This window comes from Sphingomonas jeddahensis (assembly GCF_001981525.1).
In the GTDB taxonomy this organism is placed as follows: Bacteria; Pseudomonadota; Alphaproteobacteria; order Sphingomonadales; family Sphingomonadaceae; genus Sphingomonas; species Sphingomonas jeddahensis.
The window spans coordinates 34435-58304 of sequence record NZ_MPSB01000011.1 but is presented as its reverse complement, the minus strand read 5'-3'; the positions used below and the strand labels follow the sequence as shown (position 1 = coordinate 58304).

Here is a 23870-nt window from a genome sequence, read left to right as displayed (position 1 = left end):
GGGCCTTTGTCGACCCTGAACCCCGACTTCCTGGACCGGGAGGCGCGACCGCCGGGCCGTCAGTTGCGCCCGCCGAAGCGGAAGCTCGCCTGAACGCCGTAGAAGCGCGGAGTGCCGGCGATAAACGTCGGCAAGCCGAGGTTGTCGCCCGAATTGCCCGCATCGATGATGTAATTCTGGTCAAACGCGTTCTCGATGAACGCCTCCAGCCGCCAGGCATCGTTCGGCGCGGCATAGCCGATGCGCGCGTTGACCAGCGCATAGCCCTTCTGCGTCTCGTCGACGAGGTTGTCCGGCACCAGCCGGCCGGGGCGCTGCTGAAGATCCGACCGGTCGTTGTCGTCGTCGAAGAAGACGCGCGACTGATAGGTGACCGAGGGCGAGAAGGTGATCTTGCCGGCACCCAATGGCACGCCGACGATCGCGCCGGCGGAGGCGAGATGGTCCGGCGAGAGGCGGAAGCGATTGCCGTCACGGATGCCGGACTTAAAGCGGCTGTGGTTGTAGCCATAGGTCGCGAACAGGGTCACGACGTCGCTTGGCACCCAGCGCAGCTGGCCTTCGAAGCCGTAGCTTTCGGCCTTGCCCGCGTTGGTCGGGATGAACTGCGTCCCCTCCAGTACCGTCGTCTGGAAATTGTCATACTGGTAAAAGAACACTGAGCCGTCAGCGAACAGGGTACGGTTGAGCAGCGCGGTCTTGGCGCCCAGCTCGAAGCTGTCGACCGTCTCGCTCGGCAGCACCTCGAACTCGGCCGCCCCGAACGGCGCGGCGGGGCCGGAGGCCGCCAGCACCTGCGGACGACGGCCACGCGCATAGGTGGCGTAGATGTTGACCGCGTCGCTCGGCGTGTAACGCGCGGTGGCGCGCCACGAGAAGCCGCCATTGTCGAGCTCCGCCCTGTCCACGCCGCCATTGCCGGCGGTCGGCTGCGAGGAGATGCCGAACAGCGGGACCGGGAACAGTGGCGAGAGCGGGATGTTGGCCGCGCCCGGCGTGGCGAGGCCGGCGAGTAGCTGATTACGGATCGCCGCCGGTTGGGTCAGCGAGCCGATCAGGCCGCCGAGGATCGAGCGGCCGTTGACCACCGCGGCGCTGTACGTGCTGCGCTTGTCATCATGGGTGTAGCGCAGGCCGCCGCCGATCTCAAACTGGTCGGACAGCCGGAAGGTCACGTCGCCGAAGACGTCGATCGCATCGGTACGCGAACCATTGGTGTTGGTTTCGACGTGCGACGGCTTGAGGTTCGCCGCGAGCCCCTGCGCCAGCGCGGTCGGCAGCACCAGGCCGTAGCCCTGCGCCACGCCCTGCAGCAACGTGCGGGTGAAGGCGGTGTTGCCGAACAGCGCGGCGGGCGCCGGATCGGTCGCCGCACGGCCGGGAATGGCGCCGCCACCGTTCAGCGCGCCGGCGAGCTGCGCCAGCGTCATCCGCTCATCATAAGCGGTGGGCACGCGCTGGCGGCCGTCCTCGTGGAAGTAGCTGGCGCCGACAAAGGCGCTGACGCGATCGGATTCAAAGTTGAGGCGCAGTTCCTGGCTGAACTGCTTGCCGTGCGCGTCCTCGGCGGCCTGAAGGATCGGCAGCGACAGGCCATCGATGTCGAACACCTCCAGCGAATCGAAGCGGCGGAAGGCGGTGATGGAGGTGAGGTTCAGCCCCTGCCCCAGCTCCAGCCCGGTGATGCCAGTGATGCCCCAGACCTGACGATCGAGGCCGAGATCCTTGCCGTTCTCGATACCGGCCGTCGGCGCCAGCGCCGCGCCGCTGTAGCGGCTGCGCGTACCGATCACTTCGCCCGTCGTCGGGTTGGTTGGGTTATAGGCGATCGACTTGAACGCAGTGCCCGCGGCCTTGTCACGCTGGTAATTGCCGATCAGGTCGAACGTCAGCGCTCCCTTCTCGCCATGGAAGCTGCCGCGAATCGCCTTGGTATCGACCGAGTTGAAATCCTCGCCGCCGAGCAGATTCTCGACATAGCCGTCACGCTGGCGAATACGGCCGGCGACGCGCACCGCCATGCCCTCCCCCACCGGCAGGTTAACCATGCCCTCGCCGATCAGCGCGTCGTAATTGCCATAGGAGACCATGCCCGCCGCTTCATAGGTATCGAGCTTGGCCTTGTTCTGGACGAGGTTCACCGCGCCGATCAGCGCGCCGCGGCCGTAGAGCGTCGATTGCGGGCCCTTGGCCACCTCGACACGCTCCATGTCGAACAGCTCGACGTATGAGCCGCGCGACTTGGAAATCGACACGCCATCCTGGAACACCGACACGCGCGGTTCCTCGGTCGCGGTGCCGCTGTCGGACGTAATGCCGCGCATCACGAAGCCGGGGTTGTTGGGCGACTGGTTCTGCACCACGAAGCCGGGCACGAAGCGCGCGACCTGCGAGAATTCGTACAGGCCGAGGCGCGCGAGCTGTTCGTCATCGACGACGCTCAGCGCGATCGGCACCTCGGTCGCACCCTGTTCCCGCAGCTGCGCGGTGACGACGATGTCGTTCGCAGCGTCGGCCGGCGCAGGCTCGGACTGCGCGAGTGCTGCCGTCGAGGTGCAGGCGAGCAGCATCGCGACGACGCCGCCGCCAAGTGCGCGGTTCATGGTAATTCCCTTTTGATCCTGATTTCTGGCGCCGCCGCTATGCCGCCAGCATGGCAGCTTTGTTACAGCTTCGTGCGTTTCCCTGCGGGCTGTAGGCTTTGCGCCACAGGCATGAGCGTATTATATACCTGATACACTTGAACGAACACCCGTCTGCCGCCATCGTGGTGGGGACGTTGGAGGACATTGATGGCGACGAACCCGGACACGACCACCGCGACCGAGCCGGCGCTGAAGCTGACACCGCCCGATCCGGTGCCGACAGTGGCGACCGAGAAAGCCGCCGGGCTAGTGCCGGTCGAGGAAGGCGTGAAGTCGAAGCTGGAGGAGCGCGCGGATTATGCGGTCCAGCAGTTGATGGAGCGTGACGCCAACAGCCCTGAATTCGGCAAGGTGGTGGATGCGATCACCAACATGGGCGCCAAGGAAATCCGCGACGCCGCTGGCCAGTCCAACCGCTTCCTCGATCGTCCGGTGCGGGCGATGGATCAGGAGACGGGTGTCGGCAAGGATCTGGCACAGCTGCGCCGCGTGGTGGAAGATCTCGATCCCGGCAAGAAGGGCAATCTCACCGCGCCGCAGAAGCTTTTCGGCCTGATCCCGTTCGGCAACAAGGCGCGCAACTATTTCGACAGCTACAAGTCCAGCCAGACGCACATTTCTTCGATCCTGAAGAGCCTCGCGTCCGGCAAGGACGAGCTGCTGATGGACAATGCCTCGATCGATACCGAGCGCGCGAACCTATGGTCGGCGATGGGCAAGCTGGAACAGATGATCCAGATGTCGAAGATGCTCGACAGCAAGCTGGAGGACAAGGCCAACGAGCTCGACGCGACCGATCCGGCGAAGGCCAAGGCGATCCGCGAAAGCGCGCTCTTCTACGCCCGCCAGCGCACGCAGGACCTGCTGACGCAGATGGCGGTGACGGTGCAGGGCTATCTCGCGCTGGATCTGGTGAAGAAGAACAATGTCGAACTGATCAAGGGCGTCGATCGCGCCTCCACCACCACCGTGGCGGCGCTGCGCACCGCGGTGACGGTGGCGCAGGCGATGACCAACCAGAAACTGGTGCTGGAACAGATCACGCAGCTCAACACCACCACGGCGAACATCATCGATTCGACCGGCAAGCTGCTGCGCGAGAATACCGCCCGAATCCACGAACAGGCATCGTCCTCGGCGGTGCCGCTTGAGACGCTGCAGCGCGCGTTCCAGAACATCTATGACACGATGGACGCCATCGACACCTTCAAGCTGAAGGCGCTCGATTCGATGAAAACCACGGTGACGACGCTATCGACCGAAGTGGAAAAGTCGCGCGGCTATATCGCGCGGGCAGAGGGGGCGTCGCAGAACCGGCTCGGTTCCTCGCCCGAGACGTTCAAGCTGGAGGCGCTGTGATCTCGCACGAGACCGACCAGGCACTGGCGCGCGCGCGCGGCACGCTGGATCGCGTGCGGCTGCAATCGTTCGACATGCCGGCAACGACGCGGCGCTCGCGGCCTCGCCGCAGCGTGGCGAAGCGCGCGGCTGCCATCGGCGCTGCCAACGTCATCATTCTGCTGGCAGCGGCCATCATCGGGCTGGCGATCATGCCGCTCGGCATTTTCGGCGCGCTCGCCGTCGTCCTGGTAATGATGGCGGTGACGCTTGCGATCGCGTTCGCGCCCGGCCCACGGCCCGTCACTCACGAAAAGCTGGTCAAGAGCGACCTCAAGGCGCTGCCGATGCAGACGACGCGCTGGCTGGACGCGCAGCGCCCCGCCCTGCCCGCCCCCGCAGTGCAAGTGGCGGATCGCATCGGGCTGCGGCTCGACACGCTCGGCAAGCAGTTGCAGGCGTTGGATGATGGCGCGCCGGTCGGTGCGGACATCCGCCGGCTGGTGGCCGAACAGCTGCCCGATTTCATCCGCGACTACCAGCGCGTGCCGGTCGAACTGCGGGGGGCTGAGCGCAACGGAAAGACGCCCGATCGCCAGCTAGTCGAAGGGCTGGAACTGATCGAGCGCGAGATCGGCCAGATGAGCGAGGAACTGGCGCGTGGCGATCTCGATTCGCTGGAAACGCGCGGTCGGTTCCTGGAGATGAAGTACAAGGACGGCGACGCCACCTAAGCCAATTCGCTTAATCGACGCGACATTGTCACGCCGATGCGCTAGCGAGTCGTGCATGAAAGACCGTGTCCGTATCTTCGAAGGCATCCACAACTTCCGCGATTACGGCGGCTATGCCGCGCGTGATGGCCGGCTGAAAGAGGGCGTGCTCTGGCGCTCTGGGCAACATGGCGGAGCCACGCCAGCAGACCTCGCCGGTGTCGCAGAACTCGGCATCACCACGGTGATTGACTTGCGCGGCGACAGCGAGCGTCAGACGATGCCGTGCCTACGCCATGACGAGTTCGACGGGCTCGTCCTCTTCGCGCCGGGGGAGACTGCGGGATCCGAGCTCGCACCCCACGAGGAGGCGGGCCAGGGCATCACCACCGCCGCCGAGGCGAAGGCGGCAATGACGAAGCTGTACGTCAACATGCCGTTCCGCGACGTGCTGATCCGCTCGCTCACCCTGTATTTCGAGGCGCTGGCAACACGCGATGGCGCAAGCCTCCTCCATTGCCTCGCCGGCAAGGATCGCACCGGCCTGGCCGCGGGCCTCCTCCATCGTCTGCTCGGCGTGCACGAAGATGACGTAATGGCCGACTACCTCCTCACCAACGAAGCGGGGAACCAGCAGCGCCGCATCGCGGCGGCGGGCGAGTCGATCCGCGAGCGTTATGGCGCGCAGATCACCGACGAGGCGATCGTGATGCTCATGGGGGTGGATGCGGATTACCTCCACACCGCCACCCGCTCGATCGCGGAGCGGTACGGTTCGACGGAGCGCTACGCGGAAGAGGTGTTGGGCGTGGACGCGGCGCGGCGCGCGGCGTTGCGGGAGCGGCTGGTCGCTTAACGCCGGCCCGCTTTCGTTCGGGCCATCGTGGTTGTCGGTTCACGCGAAGGCGCGAAGACGCGAAGGCGTTGCGTTTGCGGCAGGCGCCTCGCTTCTGGCAACTGCGTCCGTTCGCATGTTCGTTAAGTGCGGTTGATCGCCGCGAACGCACCCTCTCTGCGTTCTTCGCGCCTCCGCGCGAACAATCACTCCTTCGCGGCTTCGCGTGAACACGATCGTCCTGGCGCCTTCCACAAACAATCAGCCCGCGATCAACCCCCACAACATCCATCCGTTCAGGCACACGATCACCGCCGCGATCCCCCAGGCGAGCGCCACCAGCCACCACGGTGCCACCAGCGGCCCCATCAGCCGCTTGCTTGCCGTGAACGCCACCAGCGGCAGCACCGCGAACGGTAACTGGAGGCTCAGCACCACCTGGCTTAGCACCAGCAACTGTGTCGCGCCGGAATCACCGGCGATGATGACCCCTGCCACGGCCGGAACGATCGCCAGCCCGCGCGTGATGAGCCGCCGCAACCACATCGGCAGGCGGATCTCGAGAAACCCTTCCATGACGATTTGCCCGGCGAGCGTGCCGGTGACAGTGGAATTCTGTCCGCTCGCCAGCAGAGCGATGGCGAACACCGCACTCGCTGCGCCCACGCCCAGCATCGGCGCGAGCAGCTGGTGCGCTTCTTCGATCTCCGCCACTTCAGTGCGGCCCGCGACATGGAAGGTCGCCGCCGCCAACACCAGGATCGCCGCGTTGATGAAAAACGCGAGCCCCAGACTGACGGTCGAATCGATCGTCGCCATCTTCAGGGCGTCGCGCTTGGCTGCGGTCCCTGATCCTACCGCGCGGGTCTGGACGATCGCGGAATGCAGGTAGAGGTTGTGCGGCATCACCGTCGCACCCAGGATGCCGATCGCGATATACAGCATGAGCGGGTTGCTGACGATTTCCGCCGACGGCACGAGTCCCGCGGCCGCAGCGCTCCAATCCGGCCCCGCCCAAAACAGCTCGAATGCGAAACAACCTGCAATCACGATCAACAACGCGGCGACAAACGCCTCCAACCGGCGAAAACCGTAGCGTTGCAGCGCCAAGATCAGGAAAACGTCGAGCGCCGTCACGCATACGCCCGCAACCAGCGGCATGCCGAACAGCAGCTTCAGCGCGATTGCCGTTCCCAGCACCTCGGCCAAGTCGCAGGCGACGATCGCAATCTCGCACAGCACCCACAGCACCAGCGACACGGGCCGTGAGTATTGGCGGCGGCAAGCCTGGGCGAGATCGAGCCCTGCCCCGACGCCGAGCCGCGCCGACAGGGCCTGAAGGACGATCGCCATTAGGTTCGACAGCAGGATGACGCTGAGCAACGTGTAGCCGAATGCCGAGCCGCCCGCGATGTCGGTCGCCCAGTTGCCTGGGTCCATATAGCCAACCGCGACGAGCCAGCCCGGCCCGGCGAACGCCAACAATCGGCGCCAGAACCCCGCGCCCTCGGGAATGCGGATGGAGGCGTGAACCTCGGGCAGCGATCGCATCAGCTCGGCAGCGGGAGGTGTCATCGGCAAAGCAATGCGGGAGCAAGCGATCGGTTTCAACCATGTACAAGTCGAAGCTCTACAATGCAGGTCATCCAAATCGCAGATTGACCATTGTCCGTTTACCGGCGCCCGCCGATAACAGCCGCATGACAATCACCCGCATCGCTGCCGCACTTGGGGCGCTTACCCTCGCCGGCGCCGCAAATGCCGCCCAGCCGATTGCTGGCCGCTGGATCACGGAGGACGGCAGCGCCATCGTCCAAGTGGGTCCGTGCGGAAGCAGCACCTGCGGGAGGATTGCCGCGGTACTCAAGCAGCGCTCGGGCGCCGCGGCGACCGACGTCAACAACCCTGACGCAAAACTACGCAGCCGGGCGATCGTGGGCATGCCGATCCTGTCGGGGTTCAGCGATGCGGGAGACGACTGGCGCGGTCGGATCTACGATCCGCGTAACGGAAAGACTTACAAGTCGATCGTCTCGCGCGCGGCGGATGGCACGTTAAAGGTAAAGGGCTGCGTAGCTTTCATTTGTCAGACGCAGACGTGGAAGTCCGCGCGGTGATCTGAGCCGCGTCAGACGGGCGCGGCAGCGGCACCCGCACCATAATGGTGCCACGCGAAGATCGCCGCCGCGCCGCGATGCGGCCGCCAGAGTTCGGCGAGTTCACGCATCAGCTTTTCGCCGGGTCGGCTTTCAAGGTCGAGAATACGCCCGATCTCGATCTGCACCGCCAAATCGCCCGCCGGCCAGATATCTGGCCGACCTTCCGCGAACAGCAGGTAGATTTCCGCCGACCAGCGGCCGATCCCCTTCACCCGCACGAGTTGCGCGACGGCTTCCTCGTCATCCGCCGAGAGGTGGGTGAAATCGAGGCGGCCACTCGTTACTTCCTCCGCCAGGCTGCGCAGATAGCTCGATTTCTGCCGTGACATACCCGCCGCGCGCAGATCTTCGTCGCTTGCCGCTAAGACCCGTTCGAGATCAACCGGATCACCAATCACCTCCGTCAGCTTGCGCCACATAGCGTCAGCGGCCTTCACACTGACCTGCTGGCCGACGATGGTGCGCATCAGCGTGGCGTGGCCGCGCTCGCGAATACGCGTAGGGGGATAGCCGACCCGCGCCAGCGCGGCGGCGAAGCGCGGCTCGATCACGCCCAACGCATCGACGCTCGCGCGCAGTTCAGCCTCGCTCAGCCCCATTGCGGGCGACCCTGAACATCGGCAAGGGAAGGGGAAACCTGCGGGGAGAGCATGATGTCCAAGCTTATCGTCACGTTGCGCGATGGGGAAGAACGGGAAATCGACGGCGCAGCGGGGCTGTCGGTGATGGAAGTGATCCGCGACGGCGGCATCGATGAAATCCTGGCGCTATGTGGCGGCTGCTGCAGCTGCGCCACCTGCCATATTCATGTCGACCCGGAGTTTGCGGCCAAACTGCCGCCGATCAGCGAGGACGAGAACGACCTGCTCGATTCGTCCAGCACGCGGGACGAATATTCGCGCCTGTCGTGCCAGCTGCCGTTCGGGCCGGAACTCGACGGGCTGAAGGTGCGGATCGCCGAGGAAGATTGAATACTGCTCCCTCTCCCCCCCGCGGGGGAGAGGGTCGGGGTGAGGGTCTGTCCGCACAAGCGTGGGTCTTCGTGCTAAACCAACCCTGCCCGGAAAGGAGCGGAGCTACCTCGCGCCTACCGCGTAGCCGCCGCGTAGAGCGCGATCGCCGCGGCGTTGGATACATTGAGGCTCTCAACCTTGGGGCTGATCGGCAGCTTCGCCAGCTGGTCGCAATGCGCCTCGGTATTCTGCCGCATTCCCTCGCCCTCTGCGCCAAGCACGATCGCGAGACGGCCCTCGCCCATCGTTTCCCCCAGCGTCTGCGTCGCATGTCCGGTCAGCCCGATGCGCCAGAAGCCGGCTTCTGCAATCTCCTCCAGCGCGCGGGCGAGATTCACGACGCGCACCCAGGGAACCGTCTCCAGCGCACCTGAGGCGGCACGCGCCAGCGCACCCGATTCAGGCGGTGCATGGCGATCCTGCGTAACGATGCCGAGCGCGTCGAAAGCCGCTGCCGACCGGAGCACCGCGCCGACATTATGCGGATCGGTGACCTGATCGAGCACAATAAGGGGGCGGCGATCGTCGCGACCTTGCGCGATAAGATCACCCAGCCAGATCTCTTCCAGCGGATCAACCTCCGCCACCAATCCCTGATGCGGCGCATCGCCCGGCACCATGCGGCCGAGATCGGCGACATCGGCATAGACCACCGGCAGCGTCGAGGGCAGCTCGACGCCGGCCAGCGCCTCACGCGTGCCCCATAGCTTGCGCACATTGCGCTCGGGATTGGCCAGCGCTGCCATTACGGCGTGCCGCCCCCAAAAACGCGGGCGGCCGGCCGGTGCCTGGCTCGGGCGATGTCCACGGCGGGCCATCAGTCTGTCTCCTTCAAAGCCCTCTGCGCGATCGATCCGACCGGCGCCTGTGGCGTCCCGCTGCTATGCGCGTGAAAGAATGCGCGCAACCATGATGACAGCGCGTTGACAGCACGGCTTTGCTTCGGCATTGGGCGCCCTCGCTTTGACGAAGCGGCCCTGTGGAAGGGTGGCCGAGTGGTTAAAGGCAGCAGACTGTAAATCTGCCCACGCAAGTGTACACTGGTTCGAATCCAGTCCCTTCCACCATTCTCTCCGCGATGGAGAGAGATGATCGGGTGTTCGCATCGAACGATCACCCTCACCTGGCGCGGCATGGCAGTTGACCAAGCGTCATCGCTCGTGGCAGGGCTTACGCGGCGCAACGGCGTTGCGGGTATAGCACAATGGTAGTGCAGCAGCCTTCCAAGCTGAATACACGGGTTCGATTCCCGTTACCCGCTCCACCCTGCTGCGCGATCAATCAACGATGGCCAGCAGAAAGCCATCCCACTTCTTGGTACCGACGGTCTGAATGGCGGTGGCGCTGAGCCGCGGCTCGGCAGCGATCGCGTTGAACAGCGCGCGGGTTCCCTGCACTCGCGGATCGACGGACGCCGCGTCGAGCACGTCGCCCTCTCGCACGACATTGTCGATCACGATCACCGTGCCCGGACGGGATAGCCGAAGCGCCTGGCGCAGATAGGCGACGTCTGATGGCTTGTCGGCGTCGATGAAGACGAGGTCGAACGTACCATGAGCCTCGCCAGCGTGTCGACGGCTGGGCCGACGAGCACCGTAACCTTCTCCGCCAGGCCGGCCGCCACCAAGTTCCGCTCCGCTACGGCCGCGTGATGCGGATCAATCTCCAGGGAAACGACGCAGCCGCCCTCGCCCACTGCGCGCGCGAGCCAAACGGTCGAATAGCCGCCAAGCGTCCCTACTTCGAGCACGCGCTGCGCGCCGGAGGCACGGGCGAGCAAATGCAGAAACTTGCCCTGCGGCGCCGAGACGTCAATGTCGGGCAGCCCGGCTGCAACGTTGGCGGCGCGGACGAATGCCGGATCGTCGGGAAGGAGGCGATCGACGATTTAATCGTCCATCGCCGTCCATCCTGGGGCCGGATCGACCTTGCGGTCGACCATGATTGTTCAGGCCGCGGCGGAGACCGGCGACTTGCGCGCCGATGCCGCCCAAATCTCTTCGATCGCAGCGCCCAGCGAAGCATCAAACTCCGCGTCGTTCATACCGTGGCGCAGATCCTCAAGCAGCGCGCGGCTGAAGCTGGCGATCACGCCATGGTTCTTGGCGAGCTCGACGCAGGCTTCCGGACGCTTGAAACCGCCCGACAGCGCAACCACGCGAAGCACGCGCGGGTGCTCGACCAGCGGCAGGAACAGGTCGGGCTTGGTCGGCAAGGAGAGCTTCAGCATGACCTTGGCGTCGCCCGGCATGGCATCGAGCGCCTTGGTCAGTTCGTCGAGCAGGATCGCGTCCGCCTCGGCACGCTCGGCGCTCTTGATGTTCACTTCCGGCTCGATGATCGGCATCAGGCCGTGCGACAGCACCTGCTGCGCGACCTCGAACTGTTGCGCCACGACCGCGGCGATCCCTTCGCGATTGGCGAGGTTGATGACCGAGCGCTCCTTGGTGCCGAATATGCCGAGCTTGGCGGCGCGATCGAGCAGCACGTCGAGGCCGGGCATCGGCTTCATCAGCTGAACGCCATTCGCCTCCTCCTCCAGCCCCTTGTCGATCTTGAGGAACGGGACGACGCCGCGATCCTGCAACGCCTGCGGCACCGGCTTGCCGCCGGCCTCGCCGTCCATGGTGCGCTCGAACAGGATCGCACCGATCACCTTGTCACCGGTGAAGGCGGGCGAGGTGATGATCCGCGCGCGCATGTCGTGGATCAGGCCGAACATCTCCTCATCGTTCGACCAGGCGCCTTCCTCGATGCCATAGCCCTTCAGTGCCTTGGGGGTTGAGCCACCCGACTGGTCCAGTGCGGCAATGAAACCCTCGCCAGCGGCGATCTTCGCGGACATCTCGGCAGGCGTCATGATCGGCTTTCCCCTCTTGCTGATTTGCTTTCTTTCGTTCGCCCTAAGCCGGCGTCGCCGATTCGGCTAGTTGCACCGCAACATGCCTCGTGACGCTAGCTGGCTGGCTCTTCCGCCGGATCGATCAGCATCCGCAAGCGATCAGCGATCACACCCGCGGCATAGGGCTTCTGTATCACGTTTTCTTCCGGCACATGCGCCAGTGCGGAGAGATCGGCATAGCCGGTGACGAACACGATTGGCAGCGCAGGGCGCTGTTCGAGCGCCCTGCGCGCGAATTCGGCGCCGTTCATCCCAGGCATCGCGAAATCCGCGATCGCCGCCTCGATTCCATGTTCGGCCTCCAATGCGGCGAGCCCGCCAGCGCCATCGCTTGCCTCGATCACCCGGCATCCGGCGCTGCGCAGTTCGTCCGCAGTGACGCCGCGCACCGCATCGTCATCATCGACGACGAGCACCAGCCGCCCTTCGATTGACCCGCCCGCATTCTCGCCGCCGGTCGGCTCGACAGCCACGGCTGAGGCTGAGGCGGCGCGGGGCAGGTAAACGCTCACCGTCGTCCCCACTCCCAGGACGCTGTCGATCCGTACACCGCCGCCTGACTGTTTGGCGAAGCCATAGACCTGCGCGAGGCCCAGCCCGGATCCCTTGCCGACCTCCTTGGTGGTAAAGAACGGTTCAAACGCCTTGGCACGAATTTCTTCGCTCATCCCGCTACCGGTGTCCGAGACGAGCACGGCGACGTAATCACCTGCCGCAGGCTCCTCGCTGCTTGCCGGTGCGTCGAGTGTCACGTTGCGCGTGGAAACCGTCAACGCGCCGCCGCCGTCCATGGCATCGCGAGCATTGATCGCGAGATTGAGGATGATGAGTTCGATCTGCGTCGGATCGACCAGGGCCGGCCAAAGATCGGGCGCGAGATCAGCGGCGACTGCCACGCCGCCGCCCAGCGTGCTTTGCAGCAGATCGCGCATGCCACCCACGATCTCATTGAGCGAGACAGCACGCGATTCGAGCCGCTGACGACGGGAAAAAGCCAGCAATTGCGCGGTCAGCTTGGCGCCGCGCTCGGCCGCGGTGCGCACATGCTCCAGCCGCTGGCGTGTCTTGCCGTCGATGCTGGCGCGCTCGATGGTACGTTCGACCATCGCGATGTTACCGAGCACCACCGTCAGCAGATTGTTGAAATCGTGCGCGACGCCGGAGGTCAGCTGGCCGATCGCCTCCAGTCGCTGCATCTGGGCGAGCGTGGCTTCGACCTGTTCACGCTCGGCTATTTGCTCCGTGAGCGCGGCGGTGCGCTCCTCCACCCGCCGTTCCAGTGCTTCGCCGACCGCATGCGCGTCGGTCACGTCCACCCCGCAGCCGACATAGCCTTCGAACGTCTCGCCGAAACTTCGCGGCCGCGCCTCGACATGGAACCAGCGGATTTCTCCATCGGCCGTGCAGAGCCGCACGTCGCGTGAGAATTCGCGCGGCTGCGCCAGACGCCGGCGGCCGAACGTCTGGAAGTCGCGCAGATCATCGCGATGGACGATGCAGTCCCAGCCGCGCTCCTGAAGGGTCGCCGGCGCGACGTTCAGCAACGACTCGAACGCTTGATTGGCGAACAGCAAACGGCCGCTCGCATCGTTGATCCACACCAGTGCCGGCAGGCTGTCGGCGAGCAGGCGGAAACGCGTTTCGCTTTCGCGCAGCGCATGCGCGCGCCGCTCCCGCTCCGTGACGTCGATGCCTTCGACAAACACCGCTGCCACGTTACCCTGGGAATCGCTCAGTGGCTGGTAAATGAAGTCCAGCACCCGGTCCTCGGCCGGAGCCAGCGCCTCGCGTTGAAGCTGCAGGCGAACATTCTCGCCGCGATACGCCTCCCCGCTCGCCACGACCCGGTCGAGCAAATCAATGAACCCCTGCTGCGCGACTTCGGGAAGCGCAACATCAAGCGTCTTGCCGACCAGATCGGCCCGGCCGACCAGTTGCTGGAACGATGCGTTGGCCAGTTCGATCACATGCCCGGGCTGGCTCAGCACTGCCATGAAGCTGGGCGCCTGATCGAACATCCGCGCAAGCCGCGCGCGATCCGCTTGCATCTCGCGCGCAGCACGGACGCGGTCGGTTGTTTCCGACACGATGCACAGAACGCCACCAACGCTGCCATCGACCAGGCGGACCGCGGAAAAGGAGATATCAAAATAGACCTCCTCACCATAACCCGATCGCTCGATGTAGAAGGGCCGGTCCTTGGCGCTGAATGTCTCGCCCGTTTCGCGCACGTGGCGCAGCATTGGTTCGAGATCGTCCCACAGCTCTGTCCAGGATTCGCGTGCTGGCCGCCCCAGCGCGCGCGGATGCTTGTCACCGATCGTCGGCGCATAGGCATCGTTGTAGAGCGCGCAGTAATCCGGCCCCCAGAACAGCACGATCTCGGTTCCGGCGGGGAGCATCAGCCCCACCGTGGTGACGAGCGCTTCCGGCCAGCACTCCGGCGGCCCCAGCGGCGATGTGGACCAATCATGGGCGTTGATCATCCGCCCCATATCGCCACCGGCCGCGAACAAAGCGGCGAGACGACCGTTGTCAGGCGACGGATCGATCATTGCTACTGCCTAGACCAGGTGAAAGGCCACGCAAAGGTCGATCGTTGGCGCAGCGCGCAAAACAAGGGTAACGATTTCCTGATGCAGGCACGGTTCAGCTCCATCCATCACCATCGCATGGTCCGCGTAGGCTCGGCGACCCCCACCGCGAGTGTCGGCGACACGGCGGCCAACGCTGCGGCGACGATCGCGCTGGCCAAGCGCGCGCATGACGAAGCAGTCGATCTGGTGGTGTTCCCGGAACTGAACATCACCTCCTATGCGATCGACGATTTGCACCTGCAGACCGCACAGCATGACGCGACCGTTCAGGCGCTCCTGGAGGTCGCCGTTGCCACTACCGACCTGCGCCCCGTCATCCTCGTCGGCGCCGCGCTGCCGCGGAATGGGCGAGTGTACAATTGCGCGGTGGCGATTGTGCGCGGGCGAGTCCTGGGCGTGGTGCCAAAAACCTTCCTGCCCAATTACCGCGAATATTACGAGAAGCGCTGGTTTGCGAGCGGCGCGGGCCTTTCCGGCCTGACCATCCAGATCGGCGGACAGACGGTGCCGTTCGGCGTCGACCTGATCTTTGCTGCGTCGGACCTGCCGCACTTCATCTTCCACGCGGAGATCTGCGAAGATTATTGGTCGCCCACCCCGCCCTCGACCGCCGGCGCGTTGGCGGGAGCATTGGTGTGCTGCAACCTGTCTGCCTCCAACGTCGTGATCGGCAAGTCGCGTGAGCGGATGATGCTGTCCGCGGCGCAATCGACGCGCGCGGTGTGCGCCTATGTCTATTCGGCCGCCGGACCGGGTGAGAGCACCACCGATCTCGCCTGGGACGGTCAGGGCACCGTGCATGAATTGGGCGAGTTGCTCGTCGAATCCACTCGCTTTGCGCTTGAGCCAGAATTGGTGATCGCCGACGTGGATTGCGAGCGGCTGATTCAGGAGCGGCTCCGCAACGGTACGTTCGGGGACGCGGCAACTTTTTCCGGCCATCCCGAAACGCGCTTCCGCCGGGTCACGTTCGAGCACCAACCCGACTTCGCCGACGTCGGATTGAAACGCGCGATCCGCCGCTTTCCGTTCGTGCCGGATACGCCAGCGCGGCTGGACGAAGATTGCTACGAAGCATTCAACATCCAGGTCGAGGGTTTGCTCAAGCGGGTTTCCGCCACTGGTGTCGAGAAGCTGGTGATCGGGGTGTCGGGCGGGTTGGACTCCACCCACGCCTTGATCGTGGCGGCCAAAGCGCTCGACCGGCTCGGGAAGCCCCGCACCGACATCCTCGGCTTCACCATGCCCGGCTTTGCTACCAGCGAAGGCACCAAGGGCAATGCCTGGCGCCTGATGCGCGCGCTTGGCATCACCGCCGAGGAAATCGATATCCGGCCCGCCGCGCGCACTATGCTCGAGGGGATGGGCCATCCCTTCGGTCGCGGCGAGCCGGTGTATGACGTGACGTTCGAAAATGTGCAGGCGGGGCTACGCACCGACTATCTTTTCCGCCTCGCCAACCAGCGCAACGGCATCGTCGTCGGCACCGGTGACCTCAGCGAACTGGCGCTTGGCTGGTGCACCTATGGTGTCGGTGACCACATGAGCCACTACGGCGTGAATGCCGGCGTGCCCAAGACGCTGATCCAGTTTCTGATCCGCTGGTGCATTGCAACCGATCAATATGACCCGGAGACGGACGCCGTGCTGGAGGCCATCCTGGCGCAGGAGATCTCGCCCGAGCTGGTGCCCGCCGACGAGAACGGCGCGATGCAGAGCACCGAGGACAAAATCGGGCCCTATGCGCTGAACGACTTCTACGCCCATTATGTGATCCGCCACGGCCTTGCCCCGTCGAAGATCGCCTTTCTCGCTTGGCACGCATGGCGCGATATTGAAGCGGGGCGCTGGCCCATCGGCTATCCGGAAGCCGCGCGGACCGCCTATGATCTCGAAACGGTGAAGCTGTGGCTGGAACGCTTCTGCGTCCGCTTTTTCCAGACCAGCCAGTTCAAGCGATCGGCGCTGCCGAATTCCCCGAAGGTGTCGGCCGGCGGCGCTGTGTCGCCACGTGGTGACTGGCGCGCCCCCTCCGATGGCACCGCGAAATCCTGGCTGGCGGAACTGGCGGCGAACGGCCCTTGATCATTTCGCGCCGTGGCAACGGGGCGTTTACCCCTGTGCCCTAACTGCGGCGGATGACGAGCGGACAGCTACCCAGAGCGATGTCGATGGTGCTGCTGGGTGGCGGATATTTCATTTTGTCCGCTGCCACGATTTGGCTGACGCGCTTCGACGGTGGTGTCGCGTTTCTCTGGATCGCCACCGCGCTGCTCACCGCGCGCCTCACGACCCTGCCGGTGCGCCGTTGGCCAATTCCCATTGCAGCCTGCCTCGTTGCCAGCGTCCTGACGACTTCGATTTGGGGGTTTGGCCCGTCCCTCGCGGGTCCGCTCGCCATCATCAACGTGATGGAAGCTGCGATCGGGGCGTGGTTGCTGCACCGGTTCGCGCGCCAACAGGCTGTGCTCGATTCTCACGGTTGGCTGATCGTGTTCGTAGCGGGTACCGGGATCGTTGCGCCGTTGATCTCCGCGGTGCTCGGCGGCGGATTGGCTGCGGCGATCATGAGCCAGCCATTTCTTCGCAGCGCGCTTCAATGGTATAGCGGTCACGCACTCGGCACGCTCGCCTTCATGCCGATCTTCATGCTGGTCTTGCGCGGGGACGCCGCCCGCCTGATCACGCGGATGGACCGAGCCAAGTTGATCGAACTGTTAGCTCTCGTGATTTTAGTCGCGTTGGTGAGCTTCATCACCTTCGTGCAGGATCATCTGCCGCTGCTGTTTCTGCCGATGCTGCCGATCGTGCTTGCGACATTTCGCGGTGGTCCGCTGTCCACGGCTGCCTCGATCGTCATCCTCGCGCTGATCGGCGGCGCACTGACGCTAGATGGCCATGGTCCGATTGGGCTACTCAATGCCCCGATCGGCGCGAAGATGCAGTTCCTGCAGCTCTACATCGCTTGCACGATGTTGACGATCCTGCCTGCCAATGCCGAACTACAGCAGCGCGCCGACCTGTTCAGCCGCCTTCGCGAAAGTGAAGCGCGTTATCGCGTTTTGACCGAGAACACGACAGACATCGTGGTCAACATCGATCTTGAGGGGCGGCTCCGGTTCGTGTCCGCATCGATCCGGCAGCTAAGCGGCCGCGAGCCTGAGGCATTGATCGGAAAACCGATGAGCGCCTTGTTGCACGATCGAGATATCGCCCGGGCCACCGCCTCGTTCCACCAGACCATTGCAGAGCCAGACACCGTTACAATCGTGGAATTCCGGGGCCCCCAGATCAACGGCGAGGCACGCTGGTTCGAAACGCACAGCCGCGCTGTGGTGGACCACGAAGGCAACGTTACCGGGGTGGTGAGCGCCATTCGCGATATCACCCTCAGAAAGGCGCATGAGGAGCGGCTCACCCGTGCCGCGCTGACCGACCCGCTGACCGGCCTGATCAATCGTCGCGGGCTGGACGAGGAACTGGCCAAGCGGCTGACCGCAGGCGGCGCCGGATGCGTTGCGTTGTTTGACCTCGATCACTTCAAGCACGTCAACGATACCTACGGCCATGCCGCCGGGGATGAAGTGCTTCGGCGGTTCGCGGCATTGGCCCGGTCCAGTGTGCGTGACCAGGATGTGGTTGCCAGGCTCGGCGGTGAGGAATTCGCGGTGGTGCTGCCGGAGGCGACGATCGACCAGGCGCGCCTCGTCTGCGATCGCGTGCGCCGCGCGGTGGGCGAGGCAAGGGTGCGGATCGACGATAGGACGATCTCTGTCACTGTCAGCGGTGGTGTTGCCTCCTATCGAAATTACCAGCCGGCCGGGGATGTGCTCCGCGCGGCCGACCGCGCCTTGTACCGCGCGAAGAATGCCGGGCGCGACCAACTCGCACTTGCCGCCTGACCGACTTGCCGGGGCGGGCGCGGTGCGACACTGTGCCACTCACGAAAAAATGAGGAGAGGCTCGGCATGAGCGACCAAGACCCTGAGATTCATGAACTGAGCCGGACCCTCGGGCTCGTTCGCGTGGTTGAGATGGATCCGGCGGGGCGGGCGCGGCTCGAATATCGTGCGGGCACGCATATGTGCCACTCGGGCGGCGTCGTGCAGGGCGGGTTCGTGACCGGATGGATCGACGCGGCGATGGCCCATGCGGCGATCGCGATGAGTGGTCCGGACGTGGTGCCGATGTCACTGGAGTTGAAGGTCAGTTTCTTTGCCCCCGCCCGGCCCGGGCTGGTCGTTGCCGAAGCATGGGTGGAGCGGCGGGGGCGAAGCACCTGCTTCTTCGAGGGCCGGCTGCTCGACACGACCGGCAAGGTGCTCGCCAAGGCCAGTTCGACCCTGATGCTCGCCGCCCGCGACCGTGTGGAGCAAGCGGCAAAGGTCGCGCTCGGCTAAATCAGGCGTTGCGCGCCATCAGGCCGCCGTCCACCGGGATGATCGCACCGGTGACGAAGCTCGCGGCCGGCGCGCACAGGCTGGCGGTCATGAACGCGACTTCCTCGGGCAAGCCGTAGCGGCGCAGCGCAGTGCGCCGCGCAGCATAGACTTGCTTCGCCTCGTCGGGGATGCCCTGGGTCATACCCGTTTCGACGGGGCCGGGGCAGATGCAATTGACGGTGATTCCGGATTTGCCGAGCTCCACCGCGAGGCTGCGCGTCAGGCCGATCACGCCAGCCTTGGCGGCGGAATAGGCGCTGAAGCCTGCGGTCGCGCCCAATCCCTCGGTTGACGCGATGTTGACGATGCGCGGATGCGCGGCGTGGCGCAAATGCGGCAAAGCGGCGCGTATTAATCGCTGCTGCGCGGTGAGCAGTACTGCGAGGTGTCGATCCCACTGCGCATCATAGCCGGCATCGTCGATCGGCAGGTTGGCGGAGATGCCGGCGTTGTTGACGATGATCGATAGGTCACCGAACGCCGCCATTGTCTCTTCGACGACGCCCTGGATTGCGGTTTGATCCGCCACGTCTAACGCCCAGCCCCGCGCGCTGAGCCCCTCCCCCATGATTTCATCTGCCACCGCCTGTGCGGTTTCGGCCCTCACGTCCGTCACGGCAACGCTGGCGCCGGCGCGCGCGAGCAGGATAGCGGTCGCCCGCCCCATTCCGCTACCAGCGCCGGTGACAATCGCCCCCGCCCCGTCAAGTCGCGAACCTACCGGCGGAATGGGGCGCATCGGGTCTCTCCTTGCCTGTTTATCGAATCGGCTTCACCGCACCGATAGGCGAAACGCCGCTTTCGTTGAACGCTTCGACGGTCGCCCAATAATCCTGACCGATGTTGAGCGAGCGAATGTCCTGCCCGCCCACCCCCTTCTTGACACCATCGTCGGCGAAGACCTGATAGGTGAAGGTCAGCCGATCCGGCTTGACGCCCCAGCGCACGTTATAGCCAGTCGCGCCCTTCACCGCCTGCCAGGTGATGCGGGCGTTACGCTGGTCCTGCTCTCGCGTCGCGGTGATGCTGGTCGGCGAGGCGGGTGGCTTGCCGCCCGCATTGCCGAACACGCGTATGTCGGCGACAGCGAGGTTCGCCGCGCCGACATGACCGTGGACGTAGCGGATGAAGCGTGCGCGTTCGGGCTGGTCGAGTTGAAAGTAAGCATTGGGTCGGTCGCGGCGTGGTGCTTCCGTTCCGGCGATCTTGCGCCAGGTCTTGCCATCAGCGGAGGCCTCAAGCCGGAACTCGGTATAGATGTCCGGCGCATCGGCGAACCGTCCCGACTTGTAGTCAGCGAAATTCACCTGCAACGCACGCACCGTCTTCGTCGCGCCGAGATCGAGGGTCAGCGTCTCTCCCGGCTTGTTAGCAGCGGCGACCCAGAAGGTGCGCGGATTCTCGTCCGTGATCCGTTCTGCCGGAAAGCCGGGCAGCGTGGATGAGGCGACCACCGGCTTCTTGTAGGACAAGAGCATCCAGCCGGTGAACAGGCTTGTGGGATCGTCGACCTTGCCCTCCGGCATCCAGTGCGGGAAATCGCCAAAGCGGGTGGAGGACCACATCTGGCCATCGGCCTCGAACTTGGTCGGGAACATCGCGATCCGGCGCTCGAACGTCCAATTGTAGCCGAGCCACGGCGTGCCGGTGTTCCACCAATTGCCGTGAGCATCGGCAAAGGTAGAGCCGTGCCCTGCCCCTTCCACGAAGCCGCCGGGTTTGTAGGCGACAGGGTTCCAGTTCGGATAAGTGAACGGGCCGAGCGGCGAGGCGCCCACATAGGCGCCATTGGCATAGGCGTTATATTCGGTGCCAGGCGCGCCATATTGCAGATAGTAGCGGCCATCGACCTTGGTCATCCACGCGCCCTCCATGAAGGGCGCGATCTTGGTGCCATCGGGCAGGCCGCCGGAATGGTCCTCGCCGAACCGCTCCCAGCCATGACGTTCGGGATGGAGCCGGAACGGCTCGGTTGCCTTGCCGATGTAGGACAGGCGGTTCTTGGGATCGAGTTCGATGCCGTAGAGCGGGAAGACGTTGGACGACCCCCAGTAAAGATACCAGCGGCCGTCATCGTCCTTGAACAGCTGCGGATCCCAGGGCCCAGGGGCGATCTGGCCCGGCTTTATGTAGTCCTCCTGCCCTGACCGGATCGCGTTCGGCAGTTCGGGTGAGCGGCGGGTGAGATAGTCGAGCTTGCCCGTCTCAGGCGCATCGCTCACCAGGATCACGCCACCTTCCATGCGCGAAGGCATGATGTAGAGCCGCTCGCCATCGGACAGCACGGCGGGCGCCACGACCGAGCGCATCGGCCACATACTGGGCTTGATAAAGGTCCAGTTGATGAGATCGGTCGAACGCCAATAGCCGTCTGCCAGCGTCTGGACCATGTAATAGGCGCCCTTGTGCCGGACGACCGCCGGATCCGCACCGGTGCGATAGGATATGCCCTGGCTGACCTGTTCCCAATTGTAGCGGTAATCGAGGTCGATCGGATTGGCGTAGGTCCGCGTCCCCGGTGCGGCGGTTGAGCCGGTCGCGGCGGTGGCGAAAAGGGCGGCGGCGACCGCAAGGCGCATCAGCGGATCCTCATGAAGATGTAGGCTGCGCGGGACCGGGTCGCGAACCTGCCGGCATTGGTGTCGATCATGCCCGAATGGATTGGTTCGCCCCCACAAATCAGGACGCGGCCAGCCATCCGCCGTTGAAACCGGCGCGCTCCAGCCCGCGGCGGATCACGGGCGAGTTGCGCATCACCTTCCAAACGAATTCGTCGCGATAGTTCGCGGCCTGAATGATGATCGGCCCCTGATCAATACCGAGATAATCACGCGCTACCCATCCCGTCTGCGCATTCATGCTGCCCGTTTGCAGCTTCTGATCAGTGTAGCGGAAGCTCGGATTGAACGAATCGACGAAGCCATATTCGCGGTAAAGGCCGGGCACCGCCATGAACGCCCGCGCGGTAGCTATGACGATCTCGGGCGCGAACGGCAGCGAGCCGAGCGCGGCAGTCGGCGCGATCGTGCCATCGTCGCGCTCGTCAGGCTGACCAAGGGGTCCGCGGGCGGAATAGCTGTGGAATTCGCGCGTCGAGCCTTTGAACGGCAGCTTGAAATTACCTGGGCCATCGCAAGCGGTGAGGCCCCACAAATCGGCGGAATAACCGTCCCAGTGCATCGGGTTGGCGATGCAATAGGCTCGGTTGGCGTAGGTGGCCCGGCGGCTGTTCTCGAAATAATCGAACCCAGCGCCGCGCATCACCGTGTCGCGGATGCCGCGAAAATCGATCCACATGTGGCTGTACTGATGGCCGAACAGGGGAGCAAAAGCGAGGTGCCGCGTCTCCCCTTCCCCGCGCCAGCAACGCGGATACGGCGCACACCATGCCTCCCACGCTCCGTCGTTCACGGGGTGCCGCCCCGAACCCAGCGAGAGCAGCACCGTCATCATGCCCTCATTATATCCGTCCCAGCCGCGCTCGATGAAGCCGCTTTCGGGATGCCATCCCATCGACACGATCGGCCGTCCGTTCTGGAACCACAGCCATTCGGCGCGCTCAACGATGTCGATACCGAGCCGGCGGATCTCCTGCTCCTCCGGCGTGTCGCCGGTCCACCAGCCGGCGGCGAAAAGCATGCCGAGATGGAGCAGGCTCGTGTCAACGCTCGACAGCTCGGTCTGCTTGTAACGAAGCCCCGTCTTCATATCGAGGAAGTGATAGAAGAACCCCCGGTGGCCGCTGGTGCCGCTAGCTGCGTCACCTTGCGGAGCCGTGTCGAAGAAGCGCAGCGTGGCCAGCGTCAGATCGCGCGCCAAATCGCGCTTGATCCAGCCGCGCGCAACCGCGATCGGCCAAACGGTGAGCGCGGAGCCGACCGCCGCGATGCTGGCGAAGCTCGGTGTCGGCCAACGATCGGGAACAAGGCCGTTCACGGGGTTCACCGTGTCGCGAAAGTAGCGAAAGGTGCGATATTCGATCTCACCGTAGAAGTCCGGCAATGGCGTCGGCGGCGCCTTCGGGCTGATTGCGACAGGCACCGCGGGATCGGCGCACCCCGTCGCGAACCCCGCCAGACCAAGGGACGCATTCGCGAGGAACAGGCGTCGATCGAGCATGGGTTACTCCGTTACAGTGGTGGCCCGCACGATCAGCGCGGGCGTGATGAGTTCATGGAGCGGCTCCGCGCCACGCACTTCCAGGGCATCGATGAGCCGGGCGGCGGCGCGCGAGCCGATCTCCGTCATATGCACCCGAATGGTGGTGAGCGAGAGATAACGCGCAAGCGGCACATCGTCGAAGCCGCCCACGGCGACTTCCTGCGGAACGGCTACGCCGGCTCCCCGCAGCGCCTGAAGCGCGCCAAGTGCCATCATGTCATTGGCCGCGAAGATCGCGTCGAACGCGTCACCTGCTTTCAGCAACGCCTCCGTCGCCTGTTCCCCTGACGCTTGGGAAAAATCGCCCGGGAGCACCTGCAGCTCCACGTCGGAAGGCAATGCCGCACGAAACCCTTCGAGCCGCTCCTGCGCGTCGCTGTTCCCCTCCGGGCCGGCGATGTGAACGATGCGCTTACGCCCGAGCGCAACCAGGTGATGCGCCATCGCCTCCGCGCCAGCTCGGTTGTCCACGCGAAGCGCGTTGCCGCCCGGCCCCGACGGCGTATTGATCGTCACGGTAGGAAGCCTTGCTGGCAGCATCGCCGCGATCACGGCCGGGTCAATGTGCGGCGCCATGATCACCAGGCCGTCAACCCGCCCGTGCATCGTGCGCAGCGCCTGAGCGGCGTGATCGCCCTTGTCGTGCATGTTCGACAACAGCAGGTGATAGCCGCGTGCACTCGCCTCCCGGTCAAGACCGCGGACAAGCTCGGAGAAGAACTCGCCGTGCAGATCGGGCAGAACCACACCGATGGCGTGCGTCCGCGCTAGGCTGAGACTGCGGGCGCCGGCATGCGGCACGTAACCAAGATCCTTGGCCGCTGCGAGCACGCGGGCGCGGGTGTCAGGATGGACGTTGGCGAGGCCATTGAGCGCGCGGGATACCGATGCGACCGATACCGCCGCCTGGCGCGCGACGTCGCGGATCGTGGCTTCAGCCATCGTCGCCCTCCTCTCTCGACTTGCAAAATGGTCCGCTAAGCGGATACGTAACCGGTTACATGGGCGTCAACGATAATTCGCTGACGGCTGCCGTTGTGAACGTTATCAATGCATGGCCGTGCT

General features: G+C 64.8%; 18 protein-coding genes, 2 tRNA genes and 1 pseudogene. 10 read left to right on the top strand and 11 right to left on the bottom strand.

Annotated features, from left to right (window positions below; genetic code table 11):
• Positions 1-59: 59 nt before the first annotated feature.
• Complete coding sequence (locus tag SPHI_RS11635) at positions 60-2603, bottom strand: TonB-dependent receptor (RefSeq protein ID WP_076745126.1); 2544 nt, start codon at positions 2601-2603, stop codon at positions 60-62.
• Between the two features lie 189 nt (positions 2604-2792).
• On the opposite strand from SPHI_RS11635, the gene SPHI_RS11630 reads away from it, so the two are divergent.
• From SPHI_RS11630 to SPHI_RS11620, 3 genes are read left to right on the top strand one after another with little or no spacing between them, the layout of a single operon-like run.
• Entirely contained in the window at positions 2793-4004 is a 1212-nt protein-coding gene (locus tag SPHI_RS11630) for a toxic anion resistance protein (RefSeq protein ID WP_096348763.1), read from the top strand.
• On the top strand, positions 4001-4717 hold the full coding sequence (locus SPHI_RS11625; RefSeq protein WP_233130903.1) for a hypothetical protein: 717 nt from the start codon (positions 4001-4003) through the stop codon (positions 4715-4717). The genes SPHI_RS11630 and SPHI_RS11625 overlap by 4 nt, the downstream gene beginning before the upstream one ends.
• A gap of 55 nt (positions 4718-4772) precedes the next feature.
• Positions 4773-5552, top strand: a complete 780-nt coding sequence (locus SPHI_RS11620) for a tyrosine-protein phosphatase (RefSeq protein ID WP_076745124.1) — start codon at positions 4773-4775, stop codon at positions 5550-5552.
• A 240-nt stretch (positions 5553-5792) separates the two neighbouring features.
• Here SPHI_RS11620 and SPHI_RS11615 read toward each other — a convergent pair whose 3' ends face one another.
• Complete coding sequence (locus SPHI_RS11615) at positions 5793-7106, bottom strand: Nramp family divalent metal transporter (RefSeq protein ID WP_076745123.1); 1314 nt, start codon at positions 7104-7106, stop codon at positions 5793-5795.
• A gap of 125 nt (positions 7107-7231) precedes the next feature.
• On the opposite strand from SPHI_RS11615, the gene SPHI_RS11610 reads away from it, so the two are divergent.
• Entirely contained in the window at positions 7232-7648 is a 417-nt protein-coding gene (locus SPHI_RS11610) for a DUF2147 domain-containing protein (protein WP_076745185.1), read from the top strand.
• A gap of 11 nt (positions 7649-7659) precedes the next feature.
• On the opposite strand, the gene SPHI_RS11605 is transcribed toward SPHI_RS11610, so the two are convergent.
• The gene (locus SPHI_RS11605; RefSeq protein WP_076745122.1) at positions 7660-8289 is read right to left on the bottom strand and encodes a DNA-3-methyladenine glycosylase family protein; all 630 of its coding nucleotides are present in this window, start codon (positions 8287-8289) and stop codon (positions 7660-7662) included.
• Between the two features lie 54 nt (positions 8290-8343).
• On the opposite strand from SPHI_RS11605, the gene SPHI_RS11600 reads away from it, so the two are divergent.
• Positions 8344-8661, top strand: coding sequence for a 2Fe-2S iron-sulfur cluster-binding family protein (locus SPHI_RS11600; protein WP_076745121.1), 318 nt, complete (start codon positions 8344-8346; stop codon positions 8659-8661).
• A gap of 116 nt (positions 8662-8777) precedes the next feature.
• Here SPHI_RS11600 and rlmB read toward each other — a convergent pair whose 3' ends face one another.
• Complete coding sequence (gene rlmB / locus SPHI_RS11595; RefSeq protein ID WP_076745120.1) at positions 8778-9521, bottom strand: 23S rRNA (guanosine(2251)-2'-O)-methyltransferase RlmB; 744 nt, start codon at positions 9519-9521, stop codon at positions 8778-8780.
• A gap of 163 nt (positions 9522-9684) precedes the next feature.
• Between rlmB and SPHI_RS11590 the strand changes: the two genes are divergently transcribed.
• Both SPHI_RS11590 and SPHI_RS11585 read left to right on the top strand, forming a co-directional pair.
• Positions 9685-9770, top strand: a tRNA-Tyr gene (locus tag SPHI_RS11590).
• Between the two features lie 123 nt (positions 9771-9893).
• A tRNA-Gly gene (locus SPHI_RS11585) sits at positions 9894-9967 on the top strand.
• Between the two features lie 13 nt (positions 9968-9980).
• Here SPHI_RS11585 and SPHI_RS15335 read toward each other — a convergent pair.
• From SPHI_RS15335 to SPHI_RS11570, 3 genes and pseudogenes are all read right to left on the bottom strand, one after another.
• Positions 9981-10483 (bottom strand): annotated as a pseudogene (locus tag SPHI_RS15335) (O-methyltransferase).
• Between the two features lie 168 nt (positions 10484-10651).
• Entirely contained in the window at positions 10652-11563 is a 912-nt protein-coding gene (locus tag SPHI_RS11575) for a fructose bisphosphate aldolase (RefSeq protein WP_076745119.1), read from the bottom strand.
• A 95-nt stretch (positions 11564-11658) separates the two neighbouring features.
• Complete coding sequence (locus SPHI_RS11570) at positions 11659-14160, bottom strand: PAS domain-containing protein (protein ID WP_076745118.1); 2502 nt, start codon at positions 14158-14160, stop codon at positions 11659-11661.
• Between the two features lie 81 nt (positions 14161-14241).
• Between SPHI_RS11570 and SPHI_RS11565 the strand changes: the two genes are divergently transcribed.
• The 3 genes from SPHI_RS11565 (at position 14242) to SPHI_RS11555 (ending at position 18602) form a co-directional block, all read left to right on the top strand.
• Positions 14242-16287, top strand: coding sequence for an NAD(+) synthase (locus SPHI_RS11565; RefSeq protein WP_076745184.1), 2046 nt, complete (start codon positions 14242-14244; stop codon positions 16285-16287).
• An 86-nt stretch (positions 16288-16373) separates the two neighbouring features.
• Positions 16374-18104 (top strand): sensor domain-containing diguanylate cyclase, encoded by a 1731-nt coding sequence (locus tag SPHI_RS11560; RefSeq protein WP_158049694.1) that lies wholly within the window; start codon positions 16374-16376, stop codon positions 18102-18104.
• A 66-nt stretch (positions 18105-18170) separates the two neighbouring features.
• Positions 18171-18602: a PaaI family thioesterase gene (locus SPHI_RS11555; RefSeq protein ID WP_076745116.1), complete on the top strand. Its 432-nt coding sequence runs from the start codon at positions 18171-18173 to the stop codon at positions 18600-18602.
• A gap of 1 nt (position 18603) precedes the next feature.
• Here SPHI_RS11555 and SPHI_RS11550 read toward each other — a convergent pair whose 3' ends face one another.
• From SPHI_RS11550 to SPHI_RS11535, 4 genes are all read right to left on the bottom strand, one after another.
• Entirely contained in the window at positions 18604-19383 is a 780-nt protein-coding gene (locus tag SPHI_RS11550; RefSeq protein WP_076745115.1) for an SDR family NAD(P)-dependent oxidoreductase, read from the bottom strand.
• Between the two features lie 19 nt (positions 19384-19402).
• Complete coding sequence (locus tag SPHI_RS11545) at positions 19403-21223, bottom strand: family 43 glycosylhydrolase (protein WP_076745114.1); 1821 nt, start codon at positions 21221-21223, stop codon at positions 19403-19405.
• Positions 21224-21323: 100 nt separating this feature from the next.
• Positions 21324-22763: a glucoamylase family protein gene (locus SPHI_RS11540; protein ID WP_076745113.1), complete on the bottom strand. Its 1440-nt coding sequence runs from the start codon at positions 22761-22763 to the stop codon at positions 21324-21326.
• 3 nt (positions 22764-22766) lie between these two features.
• Positions 22767-23747 carry a LacI family DNA-binding transcriptional regulator gene (locus tag SPHI_RS11535; RefSeq protein WP_076745112.1) on the bottom strand — a complete coding sequence of 327 codons (981 nt, stop codon included), beginning with the start codon at positions 23745-23747 and terminating at the stop codon, positions 22767-22769.
• Positions 23748-23870 lie beyond the last annotated feature (123 nt).